This window comes from Paenibacillus sp. S02, assembly GCF_019454065.1.
GTDB classification, from domain to species: Bacteria; Bacillota; Bacilli; order Paenibacillales; family Paenibacillaceae; genus Paenibacillus; species Paenibacillus polymyxa_B.
On the sequence record NZ_CP073682.1, the window covers coordinates 299,187 to 323,341 of the forward strand.

The following is a 24,155-nucleotide window of genomic DNA, read 5'->3' on the forward strand; positions in this document are numbered from 1 at the left end:
TTGAAGTTGTTAACCTTAAATGCACATGCTTGGATGGAAGAAAATCAGCACGATAAGCTAAAGCAACTGGCTGCTTTTATTGATGAACAGCAGTTTGATGTCATTGCTTTGCAGGAAGTGAACCAGTCCATGGAAGAGACTCCTTTGTCGCCGGACGATTTGAGCGCTTACTATAGCGCAGATCCTGAAGTTGTCATTAAGCGTGATAACTATGCTTATGTGCTGAACGGGCTATTGTCCGATGCTTATCATTGGACGTGGGCTCCCGCGCATGTTGGTTTTGCCAAATACGACGAGGGTTTGGCAATTCTGTCCAAAACACCGATTACAGCTACGGTGAACGAATATGTTTCCTCGCTACAGGATTATGACAACTACCGCTCGCGTAAAATTGTTGGCATTCAAACTGTGGTGGACGGAGTACAGGCCTGGTTTGTAAGTGGACATTATAACTGGTGGAATGATGAAGAATCCTTCCGTGGACTATGGGATCGTACAACAAAAGTGCTAAATTCTTTTGCTCCGACTCCTGTGTTTATGATGGGTGATTTCAACAACGCGGCCGAAGTACGTGGAGAAGGATATGACTATGTACTGCAATCCGGCTGGTCGGACACCTATCCGAATGCAGCAGTACGTGATGAAGGCCACACGGTGATTAAAGCTATTGCTGGCTGGGAAAGTAACGCGGAGTCGCTCCGCATTGACTTTATCTTCTCCAATAAGACAGCACAGGTTCAATCCTCAACCGTTGTACTGAACGGGAAGACAGGACCAGTTGTATCGGATCATTTTGGGGTTGCAGTTGAGTTAGAGCTGTGATGAAAAGAAAGGAGGCCAGTTGCTTATGCAATTGGCCTTTTTCTTATAGATTTCGACTTGAATCGAATGACATATTGGATAACTATAGCGATCAACACCAAAATCAAATTGTAGTAAAAGGGAGTGTTGATGCTAAACCGTTCCATGAGTGCACCTGCGATGATCGGAGACACAATGGCCCCCAATTCGGACAAAGATACGACGTTGCCGATAAATGAGCTTCTATTTTCCTCAGGAATAACATCCCCTAGTTGCGAGTAAAAGGAATCCAGATAGCTGGCTCCTCCTATACCTCCGATGAACATCGCTAAGTATACGATCCATGGTTCTGTGAACCAAAGAAATAAGATGATTTCCACCATGATCAACAATAGACCGATGATACAAAGCATCAAGCGATCCTTAAGTAGATCAGATATTTTGCCAATAAAGGGCGCTGATATGAAGGTTGATATGCCGATAATTGTAAAAGCTAAGCTAATTTCTGCGGGGCTCCAATGGAGCTTGTAGGTTGCATATATGGAGAAGTACGTTAAAAATATAGCGAATGCACTCATTTCAAGAAAATGAACGGTAGAATAGACAAGTAACTGTTTCGTTAACATGGTTTTTTCTTTGGGTTTCAGAGGGAGCGAATGCTGTTCTTGTGGTTTTAAGGGAGAACTGAGGAAAGTCATTCTTGAAACGGCAACGAAGGATATACAGGAAAAAAAAGCAACGAAATAGAATGGAACGGATAAAGAAAAATAAGAAACAATAGCTCCACTCATAAGAGGCCCTAAAATCATACCAGCACCTTCACTGCTGCTGATATATCCATTGAGTGTGCCTCGATTCTCTGCGGTGCTCATATGGTTGATCGTGACTCTTACAAAGACGGTTAGCCCTATAGCTACCAAGCCTTGGAGGAGTCTCAGTATGGATAGAATGATGAAGCTTGTTGCAATCGGAAACAGAAGCATACAAGCGATTTCGGCAATGAGTAAGCTCAACCCCAAGCGTTTTGCGCCAATCTTTTCATAAATTCGTCCTGCCATGCCTCCACCAAGAAATCTTCCCATATAAAAAAGAGAAAATAAAATACTCATGCCGAGTGTAGATATCCCGAATTGCTCTACATAAATAGCAAAGAGTGGAAGGATCATACTCCCACTCATGTTAGCAATAAGGCTGATCACGATCATACAGGCGATATTACGATTTAAATATAAGTGTCTCACCATAACCTCGAAACCTCTCTTTGATCTTGCATCATGGGAACCGTTATTCGGATTGCACCTGATTACGGATGAACGGTTTCAGGTCGAGTTAGCGGATTCCCATATAGGGTACGCAAGCGAGTTCCTCGTGGTGCCTAAATCCCAATGCAATGATGGAGGTATGAAGCAGCAGATTGGGGAAATCCTTTTGTTTAATTTATGCTCTATTCGTATGACCAGGGCATGGTGTTGCCTTTAAGCGGGAAAGCCGCCTCCTGGTGGTGGCCAAGCTCCATAAATCCGGCGTAGCAGTACGATTTCACCCAAATGATATGAATTGTGGGAAGCGATATTCCGCAGTAGTCCTGCTTTCGTTTCACCTGGGAAATGAGCTAGTGAATCATCCAGTTGCGCGGTTTCGGCAATCTGCACAGCCTGATCTACGCCCTGTAAAAATTCGTTAATGACAGCCTGCCATGCCTCTTCGCTTTGCGGTCCAGTCTCTTCGGGCCAGCTTTCCATGACATTTCCCGGAAGCTGGGGCTTCCGTCCTTCCAAATGCTCCAACATAAATTGCTGCCAGTAAATCATATGCTTCAGCAGTTGATAAATGCTGTAAGGCATTTCTGCATTTTTCTTCCCTGCCAGCTCGACGTCGATGTCTGGTAACGCCCGAGCCACTCGAATATGTCCACGTTCCCCGACCAGTGATTTAACCAGTGCTTGACCGAATAATTGGTTTGCATCCGACATGTATCATCATCCCTTCTATAGAGAGCTTGTTTCTAGCCTGTTCTCATTTTACGATTATACAATTATATTTTTCAAAACGAAAACACCCCTGTAGTTTGGAGAGAAACAGAAATGATTTTTAAAAAAATGGTTGATAATCATTCTCAATTGTACTAAAATAAAATTGTTTCAAAGGAAACAAAGTATCAACGACAGATATATTCTGTATATATACGGAAATGTTAAAGGGGAGCTTTCCGTATGCATATATTGTTTTCTATGAAACAAAAATGGGCTATAATGAAAGGAGGAGTATGCCAAAGGAGTGACCATTTTTTCGTATGGAGAAAGCGACATCAGTTCAGCATGTTTATGATTTGCTCATTAAGATGAATCACCAGCTGGAGCAGCATCAGCAGAGAGAGAGCATGTCTTTTCTCGAAGAAATCCACGAGCATTTTGATGGAATTGCTTCGCTCAATCTGACGGATGTGCACGTCATTGACTGTATTGGGAGGCATGAGCCGATTAATGTTACGACATTAGCGGATCGAATTGAGCTGAGCAAGGGTACAGTTTCGAAAGTCAGCACCAAGCTGCTCAAGGAAGGCTGGATTCGCAGAACTCAGCTTAACGACAACAAGAAAGAAATTTATTTTCGATTAACCCCGTTGGGGAAAAGACTCTTTCTTGTGCATGAACGACTGCATGTTAAGGTACAGCAGCAGTTATTTGAATTTTTAGATCGTTACAGCTCGGAAGAACTGAATGTCTTGAAACGTCTGCTGTCCGATGGTGTAGATCTCTTGGAAGCTATGGAGTGGCAGGACAAGAGTCTGGATTAAAGGGATATCGAATCATCAACGATGGGCACCTGTTTTATCTCCGAGTAATAGATACATGGGGAGATGCAGGTGCTTTTCTTTTAATGTCAGCATTTTGCATAATTCGATTCCCAACGCTCAAGGGTACAATATTTAGACGACGGACTAACCCGTTCTGATCTATATATTGCTGATTTGTGAATACTCTTGGGATTTATGCAAAATGCTTAGTGTAATAGCCGTTTTGCTTCCATATAGAGCACCTGTACGAACTTTTTCGTATTAATGCGGGCTTGGGACAGTGAAGGCTCCACATTGTTTTGCAGCTCCAGCATTTTTTTGCGGATTTCTGTAAAGTCAAAAAATTTGGATGCATAATTTTCAAATTTAGGATGGGTATAGTCGGTCAATCCGAGCGATACTATATGGCTTAGCGTCTGGAAAATAGCGCGGCGGACACGTTGCTCCGATGCTTTGATTTCCTTACTCAGCTCTACTGCTGAGGCTGAAGCTCCTAACCGTTTGGACGCTACATTGGCAAATATATCCTTCAACGGCGGGAACAGATAGGGAGATAGATTGCCTGTTTCCTCCTCATACTGGTCCAGAAATTCCAGCATGTCCAGTAAATCCATACTCCCAGCTTCGCCGATCATCCCCATTTCGGAGAGCAGAAACTGCCCGGAAGTTACGATGTTTCGGGTTGGTTCAATCGTTGCCGTTGGGTTATTCGATGTGAACATCGACAACCCTTGAAGCGTGCGCTGGATATCCGTTATCGACTGCTGCATGCGTAGACGCTCAGCCACCTTATGAATAACTGCAATAATCTCCAGTCGATTCAAAGGCTTGGCCACATAATATTCAATACCGAGCGAGTACGCCTCGCCGATCATGTTTTTGGATTCGATGCGAGAAATCATAATGATTTTGCCGCTGAATTGATCGCCGAGTGCACGCACGGTCTGAATGCCGTCACGAAGCGGCATCAGCAGGTCAATCAGCAATACATCAATGCGGTTCAGCTCCAGGAGGCCGCTATTCACGTAGGTACCATCCTCTGCTTCCCCGATGACTTCCCCTAGACCTTCGTCTTCAATAATGTCTGCCAGCATAGAACGAATTCCCTGATCGTCATCCACAATATAAAAACGCATCCGGGCTATCTTCCTTTCTCCGTCAGTTTCCGTAAAGGCAATGTAATTCTAAAAGTGGTCTGTAATCTATCTGTATTCTCTTCTTCATCCTGTTGCAGTTCAATCGTTCCTTCAAGGCTCTCCGCGACCTCACGCACATAAAACAATCCCATACCGGTCGACGGCTGTCCTTCCTCATCATACTTGGTCGTGTACCCTGGTGTGAAGACCGTTTCCCGTTTCCGCTGAGGAATACCCGGACCGTTGTCGGTAACACTAAAGGAAGCTATATCCTCTTTTCCCGGGAGACAGCGAATGGAAACGTCAATCCTTCCGTTGTCCTTCATTGCTTCAACCGCATTGGCTGTCAGGTTATTAATAAGTGTCAAAACGGTATAAACATGCAGCTTGGGTAACAAAGGATCGACATCTAGGGTAAAACGGATGGACTTGTCCAGCGATTGTGCATATTTGCTGTTCGTTCGGATGATTAGCTCCCCGAGCTCCTGAGAAGCCATGTAATGCACTCCGCTTTCGGCATCAATCAGCTTGGACAAACCAGCAAAAATCCGCTGGCTGTCTTTTTTAATCTCGTGGACCTGTCCGGAAATACGAAGTGCCTGTCTGGCGTAATGTTCTCTATCCTTCAGAGATTCATCCTGCTGCAGCTCACGGTACAGCTCGTAGCTTTCACGAGTGATTTGTTCTGCATGTGACAGCGTTTTGCCTAACTGGACCGACTCCTCATACAAGTCCGATACAAGGAGTAAAATTCGCTCTGTCTGCTGCCTTTGTGCCTCTTCATGCTGAACCGATTGATTTAACCGAATCATATTATAAAACCCAAGCACGAAGAAGCTGCGGATCATAGCCATGAAAGCTACTTTGCTGATCTTAATGATGTCCCAGAAATCGCCGTCAATGCTCCACCGGACGCTAAGTTCCGACACACTTGCGGCAACCTCAATCCCTACAGAGAGGATGCCCACGCGGAGTGCGCGGTAAGGCTCAGCATTAATGTTAAGGACCTGGAAGAGCAGACCGTAGACCATGTAATAAAAAAAGGTAGGGCCGTGCAGTGTCAGCAACTCTTCGAAGGGAAGGCCGGGCTGAGTGTAATGATTGAGTAAGATGCGAAAGGCGACTACCGCTATCCCTGCAAGCACTCCCGATAATGCAGGTGGAATATGACGAATAGATAACAGAAAGAAAAAAAATACAGGTGTACCAAAGCTGAGACGGAATGTATTAGCGAACGGGTGAATATTCAGCTCACCTGCGAGCGGTACAAATACAAGCATGAGCAGGAACAGGAGCGTATTCAACTTCAACTATATTCACCTCCTGGGTATTCAGTCAGAAAGGCAATGTGAGCTAAATTCACAGGCTCGCCGTTAAAGTTTGTGAATTTATAGAAAAAAATAAATGCAGCTGTAGATAATTGTCGTTTTTTATAGATCAGATTGTAGTATAAATAACATCATTTGAATATTAAGAACAGCATACTGCAAAAATATACAAATCAGCCAGGGGGGACACGAAGTGAAAAAGATTAATTTGACGATGCAAATCTTTATCGGTCTGGCTTTAGGTATTATTATTGGTGCCTTATTTTACGGCAATTCAGGGGTGGAAGTCTACTTAAAGCCAATCGGCGATATTTTCATTCGCTTGATCAAGATGATTGTCGTGCCTATTGTGATCTCAACGCTCATTATCGGCGTTGCCGGCGTGGGAGACATGAAAAAACTAGGTAAACTTGGCGGCAAGTCTATTCTGTACTTTGAGATTGTAACGACAATCGCCATCCTTTTCGGACTGCTTGTTGCCAATCTGGTTCGACCTGGTGACGGCGTGGACATGTCCCACCTGGCCAAGAGTGATATCCATTCCTATGTGGAGACTGCAGAGAAGTCAGGCCATAGCTTTATAGATACGATTGTGCATATTGTTCCTACCAATATTATTCAAGCTCTGGGCGAGGGAGATATGCTGGCTATTATATTCTTCTCCGTACTGTTTGGACTAGGGGTAGCGGCGATTGGTGACAAGGGCAAGCCCGTGCTGAATTTCTTTGAAGGCGTAGCCGACGCCATGTTCTGGGTAACCAATCAGGTCATGCGCCTGGCTCCGTTCGGAGTATTCGCACTGATTGGAACGACAGTGGCCAAGTTTGGATTGGCGTCGTTATGGCCATTATTGAAGCTTGTTTTGTCGGTGTACGGCTCCATGGCGCTGTTCATTGTGATTGTTTTCGGAATTATCGCCAAGCTTTGCGGTACCCGTCTCTGGACCATGATTAAAATTTTGAAAAGTGAGCTGTTGCTTGCATATTCGACGGCCAGTTCGGAAAGTGTTCTGCCTAAGATCATGGAGAAGATGGAGAAGTTCGGATGTCCTAAAGGAATTACTTCCTTTGTCATTCCGATTGGGTATTCTTTTAATCTGGACGGTTCCACCCTGTATCAGGCACTGGCTGCGATTTTCATTGCCCAGATGTACGGCATTGACCTGCCAATCACGACACAAATCACGCTGGTGCTCGTTTTGATTATTTCATCCAAAGGTATTGCAGGAGTGCCGGGTGCTTCCTTTGTCGTTTTGCTCGCTACACTTGGAGCAGTGAACCTCCCACTGGAGGGTTTGGCTTTTATCGCTGGTATTGATCGCATTCTGGATATGGCGCGTACGGTAGTCAATGTATTAGGCAACTCGCTTGCCGCTGTGGTCATGTCCAAATGGGAAGGCCAATATGATAAAGAAAAGGGCGAGGAATACGTTGCTTCAATTAAATAAGATGCAATGAACTGAATAGTTGACAGAAAGAGCACTTTTGCGAAGTAATGCGAAGGTGTTCTTTTCGTTTCCAGACTTGTTAAGACCTTTCCTTTTTCGACATTTTTCGATGTTTTTTGTATGAAAATATAGGTATATGGACATAAAAATGATTCTTATTACCTATGCAATTTTAAATTTATTTATAATGATTCTTAATAAAATTCCGATATTAAACTATATCGTTTTATATATTGGCTTAGAAGGGAAGAGCATATATGTTTCTTAAAAAAAATGAGACCCACTCACTTGCTCCTTTAGTAGAAGAAAGCCGCAAACTTTCACAAAGAATACAGCAGAAGGATTATTCCGCCGCAATACAAGTTTCATCCAAATCTTCCGAGGTTCAAGAAATCGCAAACAATGTCAACCAAGCGCTTGAGTCCATGAAAAAGGATGCTCAACATGTTGACATCCGTCTGAAGCTTGTTACCAAGGCTATAGAGATTGGCTTATGGGACATGGAGGTGGTTGCGGGTGATCCCGTCAATCCAAGTAATACGTTCACATGGTCAGAAGAATTTCGTGCTATGCTGGGGTATCAGAGCGAAAAGGACTTCCCCAATGTATTAAACAGCTGGGCATCCCGGCTGCACCCCGAAGATCATGACAGGTCATTGGCAGCTTTGTCAGATCATTTGCTGGATTTTACGGGAAAGACGCCTTATGACGTACAGTATCGTTTGAAGCTGAAGCATGGAGAATACCGCTGGTTCCGGGCTACCGGAACAACGATCCGCGATCAGCAGGGAGTGCCGCTTCGAATTGCGGGTGCTCTATTGGATGTGCACGACCAGAAGATCAAGTCCGAGGAGTTGCAGGCTCTAGTTACAAGATATGATCTCATCAATCGTGTTTTGGTGGAGGCTCCATATGATGTCATTCTGGCTGATGGAGACATTGAGAACCCGGATAATATATTTTGGTGGTCCCAGCAATTCCGCCACACCTTGGGCTTTAAGGATGAGCAGGACTTCCCTAGTGTACTAAGCAGTTGGAGTTCGCGTATACATCCTGACGATGCCGAGCATGCGTTTAAGGCTGTAGTTGACCATTTAAATGACTATTCAGATCGTACGCCATATGACATGGTGTGTCGCTTGCAAAGTAAAAATGGCGAATATCGCTGGTATCAAAACAGTGGAAGAAGCATACGCGATAGCAAGGGAGTGCCTATTCGTATTGCCGGGACCATTCGTGATATCACAGTGGAAAAGGAAAAGCAGGCTGTCGCGGATGAGCTTACGCTCAAAATCCAGCATCTCTCCGATTCCATTACGGAAATGGTGAACGGCGTTAACTCGGTTAGTAACCAGGCGCAGGAGCTGGCAACGGCTCAGGAGCAATCGACAGAGGCAGCGAATCAAGCCAAAGTCAGTGCAGAAGAAACCCAAAACATTTCCAACTTCATTAAAGAGATTGCGAATCAAACAAATCTGCTGGGTCTGAATGCTGCCATTGAAGCATCGCGTGCGGGCGAGCAGGGGCGGGGTTTTGCGGTAGTCGCAGATGAAGTGAGAAAACTTGCCATTCACAGTGCTGATGCGACCGGAAATATCGAGACTAGTCTGGACGAAATGAAGACACTCATCGAGCGGATTTTGCACAATATCGGTAACATGTCTACGCTGACACAAACACAAGCCGCGCTAACGCAGCAAGTGAATGCATCTACGGACGAGATTAACAGCATGTCCAAAGCTTTGTTGGATTTTGCAAGAACGATGTAAGGCTTCATGTAGAAATGAGGCCGAGCCTTAGGCTCGGTCTCTTTACTGTTTTTGGAAGATGAACTATACTTTTCGAGGATAGATCTAAAAATCACCTCATAGTAACTTTATGTGGAAAAGAGGAAACTACTTGAGCTTACTTAGTTCAATATTGGTCGGAATTGTAGCTCTGGAGCATGTGTACATTCTAATATTGGAAATGTTTCTGTGGACGACTCCGCGGGCAATGCGTACGTTCGGCACCTCGAAGGAGCTGGCGGAAGCAAGCAAATCCTTGGCTGCAAATCAGGGGCTGTACAACGGCTTTTTGGCAGCCGGATTGGTGTGGGGCTTGTTCTATCCAGATCCTGTGATCGGGCGGCAAATCCAATTATTCTTTGTCATTTGTGTGGTAGTGGCTGCGTTGTATGGTGCATTAACTGCCAATAAGTCTATTTTATTAAAGCAAGGCCTGCCTGCCATCCTGGCACTGATCAGTTTGTGGATACTCTGAAGACACCCTTCACGGGTGTCTTTTTTCTAGATTCGATCACATAATGTCTGGAATGCTAATGACAAGGGGAATAAACAGTTTTTGACCGATTGTAAATCCGACTATTCCGATTTATAATAAATTTATTACATACTAAGAGGACACGGGGGCTAGAGCGATGCGTCGTAATTTGACTGGTGTATTGGTATTAATTGTATTAATGTTGGTTGTAAGTGCATGCTCCGGCGGGAATTCTGGATCTACGTCTGAGACGAATGGGAATACGCCTGGTACAGCTACCACAACAGCTGATAACGGACAGCCTAAAGATGGCGGCAGCCTGATCATTGGCGTACAAGCTGATCCGGTGGTGCTGAATCCAAACTATGCGGGTGATCGGGTAAGTCTGACGATAGACCAGGCGATATTCGCACCATTGTTTCAGGTGAACAATGGCAAAAAGACATTTTATTTGGCAGACAGTCTGACTCCTTCAGCAGACAAGCTGACTTATACACTAAAATTGAAAAAAGATCTGACTTGGCATGATGGCGAGAAGCTGACAGCTGACGATGTCGTTTTCACCATTAACAAAATTTTGGACGAGAAGCAGCACAGCTTTTTGAGAAGTAATTTTATGGTTAATGGCAAACCGATTCAGGCGAGCAAGGTTGATGATACAACGGTCGATTTCAAGCTTCCTCAGCCAGCTCCTGCTTTTGAGGCAGCACTGGTACAGGTATCCCCGATTCCGAAGCACATTTTCGAGAATGAAGCGGATATTGAGAAAAGCACGAAAAACAACTCTCCGATTGGATCAGGTCCTTTCAAATTTAAAGAGTACAAAACTGGTGAGTACGTTACACTTGAACGGTTCGATAACTATGTTGGCGGAAAGCCGCATCTGGATACAGTAACATACCGGATTGTTAAAGATTCAAATGCTGCGAATTTGGCCCTTCAAAATGGTGAGATCAATGTAAACTATCTCGATCCACAAAATGTAGAGACCATTAAAGCAACAGATAAGTTTGACATTTTCCCTTACAGCGAAGGTCGCTTGGCTTATCTGATGTTTAATGAAAACAGTGATACGAAGCAGTTGAACAAAAAAGAAGTACGTCAGGCGCTTTCTTATGCATTGAATCAGGATGAATTGATCCAGGTATCCTATGGCTCCAAGGATTATGCAGATACTGCGAAATCTGCTCTGACACAGGACGTACTGTATCACACGAACGACGTTTCATTTTTCAATAATGATGTGAACAAGGCAAAAGAGCTGCTGAAATCGGCTGGAGCTGAAGGACTGAAGCTGCGCATTATCATTCCGGGCGGCAACAAGGTACAGGAAGCACAAGCACTCTATATCCAGCAGAAGTTCAAGGACATAGGCGTTCAGCTGGACGTGAACAGCATGGATTCCTCGGCATGGTCGCAAAAGTTCGTCGATACGAATGCCAAGGACTTCGATCTGGCGATCAGCGGCTATATCATGGGGTATGACCCTGACGCGTATCGTATTTTGTATAGCACCGGATCGTCCTCCAATTATTCGCATTATTCAAATAAAGAAGTGGATAAGCTGCTGGAAGAGGGCGCGGGTGAGTCGGATACGACTAAACGTGGAGAAATTTATAAAAAGGTACAAGAGCTGCTGGCTGAGGATGCTGTCATCTACCCGATTGCTTACACCAAAACGATTGTAGCCTTCGACAAGCAGTATGGCGGTATTGATCAGGCTGTGTTGAAGCCGGTCGTGATTTTCGAGGATTTGTCCAAAATTTATCACAAATAAGACAGGGTTTTCAAAAATAAGCTGGGCTAACCAGCTTATTTTTTTCGAAAACAGCAAGGGGAAGGGAAACGTATGAGACAACTCATCGCCAGAAGGTTGCTGCAAGTTATACCGATGCTATTTTTTGTGTCCATCGTCTGCTTCGGCTTGATCAAGCTGGCTCCAGGTGATCCGGTTCTCTCTTTTGTTACACCGAATATGCATCTGGAAGACATTGAACGAATGAGGCATAGCTTGGGGCTGGACCAGCCCGCTTATGTGCAGTACATATTATGGCTCAAAAAGAGCCTAACGGGTGATCTCGGCTACTCGCTAATTAATCACCAGCCTGTGCTGGATCAGATTCTCGATCGTCTCCCGGCTACAGCCGGGTTAATGGGCGCATCCATCATACTGGCTGTGCTGATTGCAATTCCACTCGGTTTGACGGCTGCGGCTAATCGGAATCGCTGGATCGACAAGCTTATTAATCTGATGTCGTACATCGGGATTTCTGTTCCGCTGTTTTGGCTCGGTATTTTACTTATTTATTTGTTTGCGATTTATCTGCACTGGCTTCCGAGTACAGGGATGCGTACCATCGGTACGGACTCGGTGCTGGATGTGATTAAGCATGGGATTTTACCATGTTTTGTACTGGCTTTCGGCTTTCTGTCTGTGTATGTGAGGTACATCCGTTCCAGCACGATTACGCAGCTCAAGGAAGAGTATGTGCAGATTCAATACGCGTTCGGGTCTGGAAAAAGACTGGTTTTGTTTCGACATGTGCTCAAGCATGTGCTGTTGCCCATCATTACGCTGCTCGGAATGTCGGTTGCGGACCTGGTGGCTGGAGCCATTGTGACGGAGACGGTATTTTCCTGGCCGGGCATTGGCTCGCTGGGCATGACGGCGGTGAAAGGGATGGATTATCCCGTTATCATGGGGATTACTTTATTTTCCGCCCTGCTGCTGATCCTGGGTAATCTGCTTGCAGATATCTTATACAGCATTGCGGACCCGAGAATTAAATCAACGAGGTGAATTCATGAATCGGAGCAAATGGCGCAACATCGGGATCGAGCTGATGACGAGCAAAATGGGCGCCGTCGCCCTCATACTATTGATCGTATTCTCGCTGGGGGCGATTTTCGCATTTTTATCGCCGCAGGACCCGAATAAATTGAACGTGCTGGAGCGTCTCCAACCACCGGGAGCGGCACACTGGTTTGGGACGGATGATTATGGGCGGGACTATTTTACAAGAGCACTGTACGGCGGACGTGTATCATTGCTTGTAGGCTTTGCGTCCATGATTATTGCGACCAGTATCGGTGCAGTGGTAGGTATTGTGAGCGGATATTTTGGAGGATGGATCGACAATCTGCTTATGCGGGTTTTGGAGCTGATCATGTCGATTCCGTCTTTCTTGGTTATTTTGCTGCTGAGTGTGTTTTTGAAGCCGGGCGTCGGCAATATCATTGTCATTATCGCCCTGCTCATGTGGATGAACATTGCCCGTGTGGTCCGTGCAGAGACAATGACGTTGCGCGAACGGGAGTATGTACTATACGCCAAAGCTTCGGGACAAAGTACGTTTGGTATTATTATAAAGCACATCGTACCGAATCTGATTCCGGTAATTATCGTAGGGGCGACGAACAATATCGCTTCAGCGATTATGATGGAATCGTCGCTGAGCTTCCTCGGCTTTGGTGTTCAGCTGCCGAATGCTACGTGGGGCAGTATGCTGAATAATGCCCAAGGATATATTGCACAGGCCCCATATATGGCATTATTCCCAGGTCTACTTATTTTACTGACGGTGTTGAGCTTTAATGTTTTGGGAGATGTGCTGCGTGTAGGCTTTGAACCCAAATTAGTAAAACGATGATTCATGCACAGATCCATTACAAATGGCTCCAGGAGCGACAGGAAGGAGCGAAAACACAATGACAGAACATCTACTGTCCGTCGAACAGCTGGAGGTCTCCTTTTTCACTCGTGAAGGGGAAAATCAGGCAGTTCGAGGGGTTAGTTTTCATATTGATGCTGGAGAAACGGTAGGAATCGTAGGAGAATCCGGAAGCGGCAAAAGTGTTACAGCGAAAGCGATCATGTCGATGATTGCCCCGCCGGGCAAGCGGCTGAACGGCGATATCTGTTATCGGGGACAAAGTCTGACCGCTCTGACGGAAAAGCAATGGCGCAAAATACGCGGAAACCAGATAGCGATGGTCTTTCAGGACCCGATGACCTCACTGAATCCGGTCAAAAAGGTTGGCTATCACCTGGTTGAGGTGATCCGCAGACATCGAGGACTGAGCAAGGAAGCGGCTACGCAAGCAGCTGTAGAACTGCTGCGACAAGTAGGCATTACCGAGCCGGAGCGCCGAATGAACCAATACCCGCATCAATTCAGTGGCGGGATGCGCCAGCGGGTGATGATTGCCATGGCGCTCTCGTGCAGCCCGGAGCTGCTGATTGCAGATGAGCCGACTACAGCGCTGGACGTGACGATTCAGGCGCAAATCTTGGAGTTGCTCAAGACGCTGAAGCAGCAATCCGACATGTCGATTGCTCTAATCACCCATGACCTGGGCGTCGTCGCCCAGGTGTGTAGCCGTGTCATCGTCATGTACGGCGGTATGGTGATGGAGGAGGGACGCGTGGACGATATCTTTTATCGTCCGGGCCACCCGTATACGCAGGGCCTGCTGCGTTCTGTGCCCCAGCGCACGAACGGTTTCCGCGAGCGGCTGGTGCCGATTGAGGGCACGCCGCCAGACCTGCTGAACCCGCCATCGGGCTGTCCGTTCATGGAACGGTGCCCGCATGCGTTTGCCCGCTGTGTGGAGCGGCCGCCGATGGTGGAGCTGCGCCCGGATCAGCGAGCAGCCTGCTGGTTGAACGAGCCGGACGCAGTGCCTGCTGGAGTCTACGAGACGCCCGAAGCGGGCCAAGCGGAAGGGGGGAATAACGGTGAGTGAAGCAAACGATGCATTGGGTGAGCATCAGCCCTTGGTAGAGGTACACCAGCTTAAGAAGCATTTTGTGACCGCAAAGGATTTGTTAGGGCGTAGCTCTGAGGTGCTCAAGGCGGTGGATGGCGTGAGCTTTCAAATCAAGCGTGGCGAGACGTTCGGACTGGTCGGTGAGTCAGGTAGTGGGAAATCAACAGTTGGACGCTGTCTGACACGGTTATACGATTATACAGAAGGTACGGTACGCTTTGACGGTCAGGATATTTCCAAGCTGAACGACAAACAGCTCAAGCCGCTGCGTCGGCGCATTCAGAGCATTTTTCAGGACCCATATTCCTCTCTTAATCCGGGTATGAACGTGCTTGACCTGATCGGTGAGCCGATGGATATTCACAGGTTGCATCAGGGGAGTGAGCGTAAGGATGCTGTAGTGGCTTTGCTTGAAAAGGTAGGGCTGAAGCGGGAGCATCTGTATCGCTACTCGCACGAGTTCAGCGGCGGGCAGCGCCAGCGGATTTCCATCGCTCGTGCTCTCTCCGTGAACCCCGAGTTCATCGTCTGTGACGAGCCGATTTCGGCACTGGATGTGTCCATCCAGGCGCAGGTCATTAACACGCTGGAGGATCTCCAGCAGGAGTTCGGGCTGACGTACCTGTTCATCGCCCATGACTTGTCGATGGTGCGGCATATTTCAGACCGAATCGGTGTGATGTACCATGGGCGACTGGTAGAAGTAGCTGATGCAGATGAGTTGTATGAGCAGCCCGCTCACCCTTATACGCAGGCGCTGCTGTCCTCTATCCCTGTGCCCGATCCGAGAGCAGTCGGAGAGCGGGAGGGACTGGAGGGAGGCTTGGCCCAACCAGACGGTTCATTAGTATGGGACAAGGATAACAACAGTGCAACCGAGTTGAGAGAAATCAGTCCCGGCCATTATGTAGCATACCCGGTTAACCGTTAGGGTTAAGATCGGTTGTACGATGTGCATGACCCAAAGGAGGCAAAAAACGATGACTGAATCGACGAATAGAGTACGTATTTCCCAATGGGACGCGCTCTTGCTGGAATCATTACGCTCTTTAGGCTGGTCTCAAGAGGAATTAATCCGTCGGGTGCAGCAAAATGAACTGCCAACGGACGGACCATCCGATTTTGATTATACAGAGCTTGTCACCGGGCTGGCGTCCAAAGAGCCGAAGGTGTTTGTCAGCGCGGTAACGGACGGATATCAGATCAAGTACAATACGATCCGGGGCATTCGTTCGTGGATTGCCGTTGCGTTCGGGCGGGAGCCTGAGCTGTCACTGGAGGAAGGAAGCGAAGCCGTTACATCCGAACTGACGAAGGCTGAGTATGATCGGCTGGAGAGAGTGCTGTCGTTAGGATGGTTCATCCAGGAAGTACGTCCCGCGGCTGGCGAGACTTCGGGATTATACCGAATTGTACCTGCCGCACAGACGAATTAAATATTGTTTATGGAGTAAGACGCTTTACCGAAAATTGAAACGAGCTGACCGTGAAGGCCAGCTCGTTTTTTAATGCAATCCTTCTTCATCTTTTTTATTCAGCATGACCAGACTATTGTGAATGACCCGTGTCATGCAGTAAAAGAAGGCCATTCTGGTGGTTTGCATAATAGCTCCCAGCAACATGGACATCGACTCCATATGGGAAAAATGTAAGATAAGAATCCGGTTAATAATCCCTTCACCAAACCAGACAAAATATAGCGGAACAATCATCTTTTGAATATAACGGGCTTTGCGCTCCAATTCGGGGTGGAGCGCAAAGTACCTATAAATATGGGTGAATGTATTGGAGAATCCCCACAAGTTAATAAAAGGAATCATGCGAGCGATGGCTCCCACGGTACGAATCGGATAATCGGAATGCTTTTGCCGGATGGCTTTATGTACTTGAACTAGCCAGATCAGATAGGTTACAAAACACATGTAGTAGAGAACAAAGCTAAAAACTGTAAATTTTTGCTCCAGCTCGTATAGATGATCGTAATAAAAATCGTTTGCGTAAATATACATTAACGTAAAAATAAGGATGAGAAATTCGCCCATAGTGCCCACTGCTAGTAAGGCTTGATGCACACTGCCAGCCGTCTTGGACGGGAATGCTTTGGAATCTGAATCATTCAAGATGTACTTCCTCCCAGTCTAGTTGCTTCAAATACACGATAGCATCCTCCAGTGTTTCTACGGGGATAATGCGCAGCTTGAGTCCATGCTCCTTTTGGACTCGGGCAGCTTCTGCTTCGTTGCCTTCCTCACCGTACCATTCATAATCTGCCGGTACGAAAAATAGATCAACCTTTGCGGCCTCGGCTCCCAGCAGCTTTTGCTCCAGCCCACCGACCGATCCGACATCTCCGTATTCTTCCATCGTGCCAGAGCCAGCGATTTTGTGACGTCCGCCATCTGAAAAGTCGATGTTATTGGCTTCCTCATACAGTCCGATGCCTGTCATCAGACCCAAGGAATTTCCCGAAAGATCCTGCAAATGAGTCAATAGCTCCGCATAGCGAGCATCCTCCAATTTGCTAAGATTCGAGAACGTTGCCGTAGCCTCAGCTGTGTCGCTGTCTACGCTTAATTCCGTCGCTGCATGTACCGCTTGCATGGCAGAATATTTTAGCGTGTCTGTCTCTGTGAGGTCCTTCAAATACGAGTCCACTTCATCAGGGGCAAGGGGTTCAAATGTAATCGCTCCCCCGGATACATTTTCACTGGAATATACATTCCAACGCTCCAGGAGATTGTTAGCAATACCCGTTTGAACAGACGCAAAAAACACGCTTCCCTGAACGCCAAGATCTTTGACCGGATGCATTTCTCCTTGCAAAATATACTGTGCAGGCATAGGCCGTGTTCCAATAAAGGCAGCGATAGCCGGGATCAGCAGCAGCGCGAAGATGAGTATACGTTCTTTGTTTATGCCAAATATCTTTTTGAGGAGATATGGATTACGGCTTGGCACCTCATTCACAACCTTTCCATCTTTTCTCATACGGATATCATCGGTTGAAATGATTAGAAAGGTTACATTTTTCACCATAAATGACCGATAAGAGTATAGTGATATTCATATTTTATGGTAAATGAGGAAAGGGGATCTTTTAAATCTGATGAGTGAACAAGAAATACATGTGGGTGAACGTGGAGGTGGAATGATTGCTGCTGAACCGAACGCAGCTCCACCCCGTCCACAAAGAATTGTTTTGACCTTGGTTGCAGGATTTATTTTATTGATCCTTGGTTTGTTTCTGTCGCTAATCACAGGTATATTTCCTATCAGCTATGCAGAGGTATTGGAAGTGTTGTTTTCTTCAAATCCCAATCCTATGCTTGTGGAAGTTGTATACCATACTCGTATGCCATTTGCATTGGATATGTTGTTGCTTGGGGGATGTCTGGCCGTTTCAGGAACTCTTTTACAATTACGAACAGCTAATCGCTTTGCATCACCAACCTTAACCGGACTTATGCCTGGGGCAATGGTAGGGCTATGTGTTGTCCTTTTACTTGGGATGGACATAGACTCTTTTGGTAGTATGGCTCTTTGTATTGCAGGAGCGGTATTTGGGGGATTCATTGTATTTACATTGAATAAAATCCGTTTCATTCGAGGACGGTCTGCGGGAGTTCATTTATTCATGATTGGTTTCATTATTGATGTTGTCCTTCGTTCAGCGTCGGGATTTATTATGTTACTTGGAGAATATGGAGAATATCAGCAAGAGTGGGCAATATCTCAGGGAGGTTGGGGAATAAGAGAAGGATCATTCACGTTTTGGCTTGCATTGCTTACAATTCTCGTTGTGTGCTCTGTCTTTGCATTCCCCAAGCAGCTTAGTCCGCTATACATTCCCTTCGCGATTGTGTTGACCGCCGTTACTGTATGGGCATGTGGTACCATCGGATATATAGGACTTATTGTGCCGTATTTCATGCGTTGTATGATAGGAAACCGTCCACGGCTTCTCATTTTGGGCTCCGTCTTTTGGGGGGGAGGTCTGTTGATGCTAGCCAAAGTCATTTCCGCTAAAATCAACGAGCCGGTTGGGTTTCCCGTAACCCCGGTGCTGGCCTGTATCGGCATACCTTTTTTGATCTTTATGGTGTGGATAGAATGGAAAAGAAGCTCTCTGCTTGAAAGCAGTAGATTTTGAACGAGAAAACTTTTCCCAGATCACTGGACTGTTATCATAGGTGCTCTGCTAGATCATCAGACGCTCATTTTTTATGCTATATTTTATACATAAGGAAAATTTGAGAGTTGAGGTGCAGCATGACATCAATGACTATTGTCAAATCATCCGTCACACCAGAATTAATGGCTTTTCAGGCAAGCACTGAAGATCAGGCTGAGGTTCAGGAGTTAATTTTAAAGACGGCCAGATGGCTGCACAGCAAAGGCTCCACGCAATGGGGCAACTTACTTAAAGGAAAAGATGATCACAACTTGGGCGGCGCTATTGCACGCGGAGAAGTGGTTATTTTCCGAGCATCGGAGGACCATAGCCTGGCAGGCGCAGTGATCTTGCAGCAGCAGCCCAGTGCATGGGATCGTAAGTTGTGGGGACTAGACGAAACGGATTCTGAAGGAGGAACCTCAGTATATCTGCATCGTTTGGTTGTGGATCGCGATAGCACCGGGAAGGGGCTAGGCCGTGAGCTGATGCAATGGATTGAACAAGGCATCCACTTCACAGGCAAGGATCGAATCCGTTTAGACTGTATCGCGGGAAATGACAAGCTTAGCGAGTTTTACAGACAATGCGGTTATACGTATATAGGCGAAACGAACGGCTATAATATTTTTGAAAAGATGCTAACAGAGATGTAGAAAAATAAAATCTGAGCTGAGCAAAGGGACGTCTAAACAGATGTCCTTTTTGTTTTTTTAAGTCGTGTCATTCTATCCCGATATACGTCTAACTCCGAATTAAAGTGTTTTATAAATAAGTTTATTCATTAATTAAAACATCATAAATGAATGTTATAGGTATATATTACGTCATATATATTGAAATTTCCTCCTGATTTGTGTTACAACTTTAAATAGACATATAGATTAATTCAGGCATGTATCTCGATAAGTGGAGGGAATGAATTTAATGCTGAAAAGAGTGTACTCATTTAACGAAGGTAAGTTGGGGATGAAAGCGCTACTAGGAGGAAAAGGCGCTAATCTCGCGGAAATGACGACACTGGGTCTCCCGATCCCTCCCGGCTTCACGGTGACCACCGAGGCGTGCCGAGCCTACTTTGCTTCAGGCGGCAAGCTTCCGGAGGGCTTATTGGGGGAGATCGTAATCGCCCTGCACGACATTGAGGAAGCGCAGTCGGCTATATTCGGAGATACGGAGCGGCCTTTGCTGGTATCTGTCCGTTCAGGCTCGGTAACCTCAATGCCCGGTATGATGGATACGATTCTGAATCTGGGTCTGAATGATGAAACCGTGCGTGGATTGGCAGAACAGTCGAGAAATGAAACCTTCGCCTATGACTGTTACCGCAGATTTATTCAAATGTTCGGCGAGGTCGTGCTAGGGATAGACTCCATCCATTTTAATCAGCTTCTGGAGCAGAGCAAGCAAACCAACGGGCGTGTCAGTGACCAAGAGGTTAGCGCAGGAGAATGGAAGGAACTGATCGCAAATTATAAAGATCTTGTCGCAGAGCGGAGTGGACAGCCGTTTCCACAGGATGTGTATCAGCAACTGCAACTGGCGGTGGAGGCTGTATTCCGCAGTTGGAACAATATGCGTGCCAAGGTTTACCGGAAGGCTTTCGGCATTCCAGATGAACAAGGAACAGCAGTGAGCATTCAGGCCATGGTGTTTGGCAATCTCGGCAACGATAGCGGAACCGGAGTGCTCTTCACCCGCAATCCCTCCACAGGTGTGAAGGAACTGTACGGTGAGTATATGGTAAATGCTCAGGGAGAGGACGTCGTGGCAGGAATAAGAACGCCTAACCCTATTCCACAACTTTTGGAAGAGCTGCCGCTAGTCTATGATCGTCTGGAAGAGCTGGCCTCATTGCTGGAGTGTCATTACCGGGATATGCAGGATATCGAATTTACAATTGAAAAAGGCAATTTGTATCTGCTACAGACGCGCAGCGGCAAAAGAACGGCGCAGGCGGCTGTAAAAATAGCTGTGGATCTGGTGGAGGAAGGGATTATCAGCAAAGAGGAGGCTATCCAGCGGATCGAACCGTCCCACATGGACCAGCTGCTGCATCGCTCCATTGATACTTCCACACCGCTGGAGGCAATTACCCAAGGTTTGCCAGCCTCGCCTGGCGCAGCGAGTGGGCGTATTGTATTCGACGCGGATACGGCAGTGAACTGGACGAAGGATGGGCAAAAAGTCATCCTGGTCAGTGTGGAGACCTCACCCGATGATGTTCACGGAATCATTGCCGCCGAAGGGGTGCTGACGAGTCGAGGTGGGATGACCAGCCATGCTGCTGTGGTTGCAAGGGGCATGGGTAAACCCTGCATTTGCGGCTGTGACGCGCTGAGCATTGATCTGAGCAGTCGGAGCGTCAGTATCGGTACCCTGACCTTTCAGGAAGGGGAGGATATTTCACTCGATTCGACCACCGGACAGGTGTACCAAGGCAGTCTGTCGCTCAATGAGCCGGTTATTACACCGGAGTTACTGAAGCTGCTGGAGATTGCGGACGGCATTCGGACGTTGAAGGTCTACACTAATGCGGATACGCCACTCGACGCAGTCAAAGCCCGTGAATTTGGAGCCGAAGGCATCGGGCTATGTCGGACGGAGCATATGTTTTTCTCTGGCAATCGTCTATCTATCGTTCAGGCGATGATTTTGGCCGATGATCAGGAGGAGCGGATTCTTCATTTGAATCGTCTGCTCCAAATGCAACAATTTGACTTTGAGGCTATGTTCAGTGCGATGGACGGTTTACCGATGACGATTCGCCTGCTGGACCCGCCGCTACATGAGTTCCTGCCGAATCTGGAACAGCTTCAGGAGCGACATCGGGAGCTTGTGCTTTCCGGCGGCCATGCGGAGGAGCTCCAACGTCTTAAAAGAACTATCTCCAAGGTTCATGAACTACGGGAAATTAACCCTATGCTGGGTCTGCGCGGTGTTCGGCTGGGCATTCTGTTTCCAGAGATATACGACATGCAGATTGAAGCGATCTTTAAGGCCGCGGAAGCGGCACTACGCAAGGGCGTGGATGTGAGACCGGGGATTATGATTCCGCTGGTCGGTCACTCCAATGAACTCAAGCAAATGAGGGAACTGGTTGATAAGGTAGCCGTTCAGGTGCTTAGCGAGGAATTTAAGTGGTTCAAGTATCGGGTGGGCACCATGATTGAGGTTCCAAGAGCAGCCCTGCTGGCAGATAGCGTGGCCCAGTACGCGGATTTTTTCTCCTTTGGAACCAATGATCTGACGCAAATGACCTTTGGTTACAGTCGAGATGATGCTGAAGGTAAATTCCTCGGCTCCTATATGGAAAAAAACATACTGGAAACGAACCCTTTTCAGGTGTTGGATCAGGATGGCGTAGGCAAGCTGATCGAATGGGCTGTTGTCAAAGGCAGGGCAAAAAAGCCTTTTCTGGAGACAGGTATCTGCGGCGAGCATGGCGGGGATAGTGAGTCTATTCTCTTTTGTCACCGCAGCGGACTGGACTATGTCAGTTGCTCACCGTACCGGGTGCCATTTGCCCGCATTGCCGCTGCCCAAGCAGCTTTGCTTGTCAGAGCGGAGCAACCTGAGGGAGCGTTGTCCGCTTTGTAGCTTATTAGCATATTCAAGGCAGCCTTGCTTCAAAGGCTGCCTTGTTCGTTTTACAGCAACATTGATATGCAGATCTCATCGAGAACAATAAATTTTATATAGAAATGAAAATGGGGATATCGTGTCTCGCCCTCCTACATATGATGATAGGGAAAGTTTTGTAAGCGTTTCAAAAAAAGAAGACATACAACCAAGTGAAGCTACAGGAGGCGGTTAAGGTGGACAATTACATGAGCTGGATAAAGATTGGATTTTTCCTCAGCGTTCTGTTTTTGCTTGCAGCGGCATGCAGTACCTCTCCCAAAATAAAGAACACAGACGGGCAAAAAGTGCGGCTTACGATGCTGGCTTGGGGTAATCCTGCGGAGGTGAAGGTGTATCAGCGGGCGCTGGATGCATTTGAAAAGGAAAACCCATATATCGAGGTTAAGCTGGTGCCTGTGCCGGGAGACCAATATGAGCAAAAGCTGCTGACACAGCTTCAGGAAAGTCGCGGACCGGATGTGTTTTATGCGTATGAACCGACGATTGCGCGTTTGATCGGGGCGAAGCAGGTGCAGCCTTTGGGTGAGTTTTTAAATAGTGATGCGAGTGATGTGAAGGCTGAGGATTTTCCGGAAGGATTGTGGGGACCGGCAAAGCGTGACGGGGAAATCTATGGGGTCACTCTCGATTCCAACCCGATGGTCATGTATTACAACAAAAAGGTATTTAAGGAAGCAGGCGTGAAGACGCCGCAAGAATACTATGACGAAGGCAAGTGGAACTGGGATGCTTTTGAGGAGGTTACATCCAAGCTGAAGGCAGCTGGAAAGCAGGGTTATATTGCGGAAAACTGGTGGGCTCACTGGTATTCATGGGTGTGGTCGAATGGCGGTCAGATCTTTGATGAACAAGGCAAATATGTGCTGGACCACAATGAAAAGGGCAAGGAATCCTTCAGTTTTATGTACGATATGGTAAAAAAGGGGAATGCGGTATATCTCGGCTCGCTTCCCAAAGGGCAAGGGGCTGACGCGATGTTCATGTCCAATCAAGTCGGCATGCTGGCGGCGGGAAGATGGCTGGAGCCCTTGTTTAGTCAAAATAAAAGCCTCGACTTCGATTATATCTACTGGCCATCCAATACCGGTAAGAATGAGCCCGTCGCCATTCCGGTTGCCTATGTAGCTGTAAACAAAAATAGTCCGCATGTGCAAGAGGCCATGAAGCTGGCAGCATTCTGCGTCTCTGTGAAGGGGCAGGAGGCACGGCTGGTTGAAGGCGGGAATGCCATGGGTACACTTGCTGCGGCAGATGAGAGCATAATGAAAAAGGCGACAATTGAGCATTCAAGCTATTTGACTGAGGGACGTAACATAGGGCATGCTCATGGATCTGCACTGGCCTATGATGCTCAGGTGCCGGGGTTGAACTCGGATATCACGGAAACCATCGACCTGATGTTCCTGGGCAAGCAGGATGCTGCGGCAACCATTGAAAAGTTGAATCAGATCATATCCAAGGCGGTCAAGTAGGCACGGGATGGGCCGTGACCGGGGAGGAAGGTGACAAGATGCAGAAAAAGCATCAAGCGCTGTGGGGCTATCTATTCATTGGCCCCCAGCTTCTGGGTCTGTTAAGCTTTTGTTAAAAATTGTTTTCCAGGTTCTGATTAGTTACCCCTTAAAAAGTCAGAGTTTCGCCTTAAAAACAAGCAAGGAATTCGAGTCGCCCATGTAGAAGTTGTTGTTGTCGAGGGAAAAAAGATTCCAAATAAGTCGTCTCGTGCTACGCCGTATTATGAAGGAAACCCGTCTGAAGATGAATTGCCCGTCCCCGTCATAGAATCACATATCAAGCA

Annotated in this window: 21 protein-coding genes; 15 read left to right on the forward strand and 6 right to left on the reverse strand. The window is 46.9% G+C overall.

Annotated features, from left to right (window positions below; genetic code table 11):
• A complete protein-coding gene (locus KAI36_RS01290) occupies positions 1-822 on the forward strand; it encodes an endonuclease/exonuclease/phosphatase family protein (RefSeq protein ID WP_220026703.1) in 822 nt (273 codons plus the stop codon).
• 23 nt (positions 823-845) lie between these two features.
• Here the strand turns inward: KAI36_RS01290 and KAI36_RS01295 are convergent, their stop codons facing one another.
• Both KAI36_RS01295 and KAI36_RS01300 read right to left on the reverse strand, forming a co-directional pair.
• Positions 846-2,045 carry an MFS transporter gene (locus KAI36_RS01295; protein ID WP_220026704.1) on the reverse strand — a complete coding sequence of 400 codons (1,200 nt, stop codon included), beginning with the start codon at positions 2,043-2,045 and terminating at the stop codon, positions 846-848.
• Positions 2,046-2,276: 231 nt separating this feature from the next.
• Positions 2,277-2,774: a DinB family protein gene (locus KAI36_RS01300; protein WP_023986557.1), complete on the reverse strand. Its 498-nt coding sequence runs from the start codon at positions 2,772-2,774 to the stop codon at positions 2,277-2,279.
• A gap of 320 nt (positions 2,775-3,094) precedes the next feature.
• Here KAI36_RS01300 and KAI36_RS01305 point away from each other — a divergent pair, with 320 nt between their 5' ends.
• Positions 3,095-3,598: a MarR family transcriptional regulator gene (locus KAI36_RS01305; RefSeq protein WP_220026705.1), complete on the forward strand. Its 504-nt coding sequence runs from the start codon at positions 3,095-3,097 to the stop codon at positions 3,596-3,598.
• Between the two features lie 206 nt (positions 3,599-3,804).
• Here KAI36_RS01305 and KAI36_RS01310 read toward each other — a convergent pair whose 3' ends face one another.
• Both KAI36_RS01310 and KAI36_RS01315 read right to left on the reverse strand, forming a co-directional pair.
• Positions 3,805-4,734 (reverse strand): response regulator, encoded by a 930-nt coding sequence (locus KAI36_RS01310; RefSeq protein ID WP_023986559.1) that lies wholly within the window; start codon positions 4,732-4,734, stop codon positions 3,805-3,807.
• 5 nt (positions 4,735-4,739) lie between these two features.
• Positions 4,740-6,044 carry a sensor histidine kinase gene (locus tag KAI36_RS01315; RefSeq protein ID WP_068938349.1) on the reverse strand — a complete coding sequence of 435 codons (1,305 nt, stop codon included), beginning with the start codon at positions 6,042-6,044 and terminating at the stop codon, positions 4,740-4,742.
• A gap of 211 nt (positions 6,045-6,255) precedes the next feature.
• On the opposite strand from KAI36_RS01315, the gene KAI36_RS01320 reads away from it, so the two are divergent.
• From KAI36_RS01320 to KAI36_RS01360, 9 genes are all read left to right on the forward strand, one after another.
• Positions 6,256-7,509, forward strand: a complete 1,254-nt coding sequence (locus KAI36_RS01320) for a cation:dicarboxylate symporter family transporter (RefSeq protein WP_023986561.1) — start codon at positions 6,256-6,258, stop codon at positions 7,507-7,509.
• Positions 7,510-7,766: 257 nt separating this feature from the next.
• Positions 7,767-9,278 (forward strand): methyl-accepting chemotaxis protein, encoded by a 1,512-nt coding sequence (locus KAI36_RS27520; protein WP_220026707.1) that lies wholly within the window; start codon positions 7,767-7,769, stop codon positions 9,276-9,278.
• Positions 9,279-9,408: 130 nt separating this feature from the next.
• A complete protein-coding gene (locus KAI36_RS01330; RefSeq protein ID WP_220026709.1) occupies positions 9,409-9,771 on the forward strand; it encodes a DUF1304 domain-containing protein in 363 nt (120 codons plus the stop codon).
• A 157-nt stretch (positions 9,772-9,928) separates the two neighbouring features.
• On the forward strand, positions 9,929-11,548 hold the full coding sequence (locus tag KAI36_RS01335) for an ABC transporter substrate-binding protein (protein WP_220026710.1): 1,620 nt from the start codon (positions 9,929-9,931) through the stop codon (positions 11,546-11,548).
• Between the two features lie 72 nt (positions 11,549-11,620).
• Positions 11,621-12,571 carry an ABC transporter permease gene (locus tag KAI36_RS01340; RefSeq protein ID WP_023986565.1) on the forward strand — a complete coding sequence of 317 codons (951 nt, stop codon included), beginning with the start codon at positions 11,621-11,623 and terminating at the stop codon, positions 12,569-12,571.
• Positions 12,572-12,575: 4 nt separating this feature from the next.
• Positions 12,576-13,421, forward strand: coding sequence for an ABC transporter permease (locus KAI36_RS01345; protein WP_220026712.1), 846 nt, complete (start codon positions 12,576-12,578; stop codon positions 13,419-13,421).
• A 58-nt stretch (positions 13,422-13,479) separates the two neighbouring features.
• Complete coding sequence (locus KAI36_RS01350; protein ID WP_220026713.1) at positions 13,480-14,517, forward strand: ABC transporter ATP-binding protein; 1,038 nt, start codon at positions 13,480-13,482, stop codon at positions 14,515-14,517.
• A complete protein-coding gene (locus tag KAI36_RS01355; protein ID WP_220026714.1) occupies positions 14,510-15,472 on the forward strand; it encodes an ABC transporter ATP-binding protein in 963 nt (320 codons plus the stop codon). Before KAI36_RS01350 ends, KAI36_RS01355 begins: the two co-directional genes overlap by 8 nt.
• A gap of 49 nt (positions 15,473-15,521) precedes the next feature.
• Complete coding sequence (locus KAI36_RS01360; protein ID WP_220026715.1) at positions 15,522-15,977, forward strand: hypothetical protein; 456 nt, start codon at positions 15,522-15,524, stop codon at positions 15,975-15,977.
• Positions 15,978-16,046: 69 nt separating this feature from the next.
• On the opposite strand, the gene KAI36_RS01365 is transcribed toward KAI36_RS01360, so the two are convergent.
• Both KAI36_RS01365 and KAI36_RS01370 read right to left on the reverse strand, forming a co-directional pair.
• Entirely contained in the window at positions 16,047-16,661 is a 615-nt protein-coding gene (locus KAI36_RS01365) for a hypothetical protein (protein ID WP_220026716.1), read from the reverse strand.
• Complete coding sequence (locus KAI36_RS01370) at positions 16,654-17,577, reverse strand: hypothetical protein (protein WP_028541929.1); 924 nt, start codon at positions 17,575-17,577, stop codon at positions 16,654-16,656. The genes KAI36_RS01365 and KAI36_RS01370 overlap by 8 nt, the downstream gene beginning before the upstream one ends.
• A 70-nt stretch (positions 17,578-17,647) precedes the next feature.
• Between KAI36_RS01370 and KAI36_RS01375 the strand changes: the two genes are divergently transcribed.
• The 4 genes from KAI36_RS01375 to KAI36_RS01390 all read left to right on the forward strand — a co-directional run bounded on the left by KAI36_RS01375 (position 17,648) and on the right by KAI36_RS01390 (position 23,829).
• The gene (locus tag KAI36_RS01375) at positions 17,648-18,691 is read left to right on the forward strand and encodes an iron ABC transporter permease (RefSeq protein WP_220026718.1); all 1,044 of its coding nucleotides are present in this window, start codon (positions 17,648-17,650) and stop codon (positions 18,689-18,691) included.
• 119 nt (positions 18,692-18,810) lie between these two features.
• Positions 18,811-19,368, forward strand: a complete 558-nt coding sequence (locus KAI36_RS01380) for a GNAT family N-acetyltransferase (RefSeq protein WP_023986581.1) — start codon at positions 18,811-18,813, stop codon at positions 19,366-19,368.
• Between the two features lie 271 nt (positions 19,369-19,639).
• The gene (ppdK, locus tag KAI36_RS01385; protein ID WP_220026719.1) at positions 19,640-22,312 is read left to right on the forward strand and encodes a pyruvate, phosphate dikinase; all 2,673 of its coding nucleotides are present in this window, start codon (positions 19,640-19,642) and stop codon (positions 22,310-22,312) included.
• A gap of 218 nt (positions 22,313-22,530) precedes the next feature.
• Positions 22,531-23,829, forward strand: a complete 1,299-nt coding sequence (locus KAI36_RS01390; protein ID WP_220026720.1) for an ABC transporter substrate-binding protein — start codon at positions 22,531-22,533, stop codon at positions 23,827-23,829.
• The last annotated feature ends 326 nt before the right edge of the window (positions 23,830-24,155 follow it).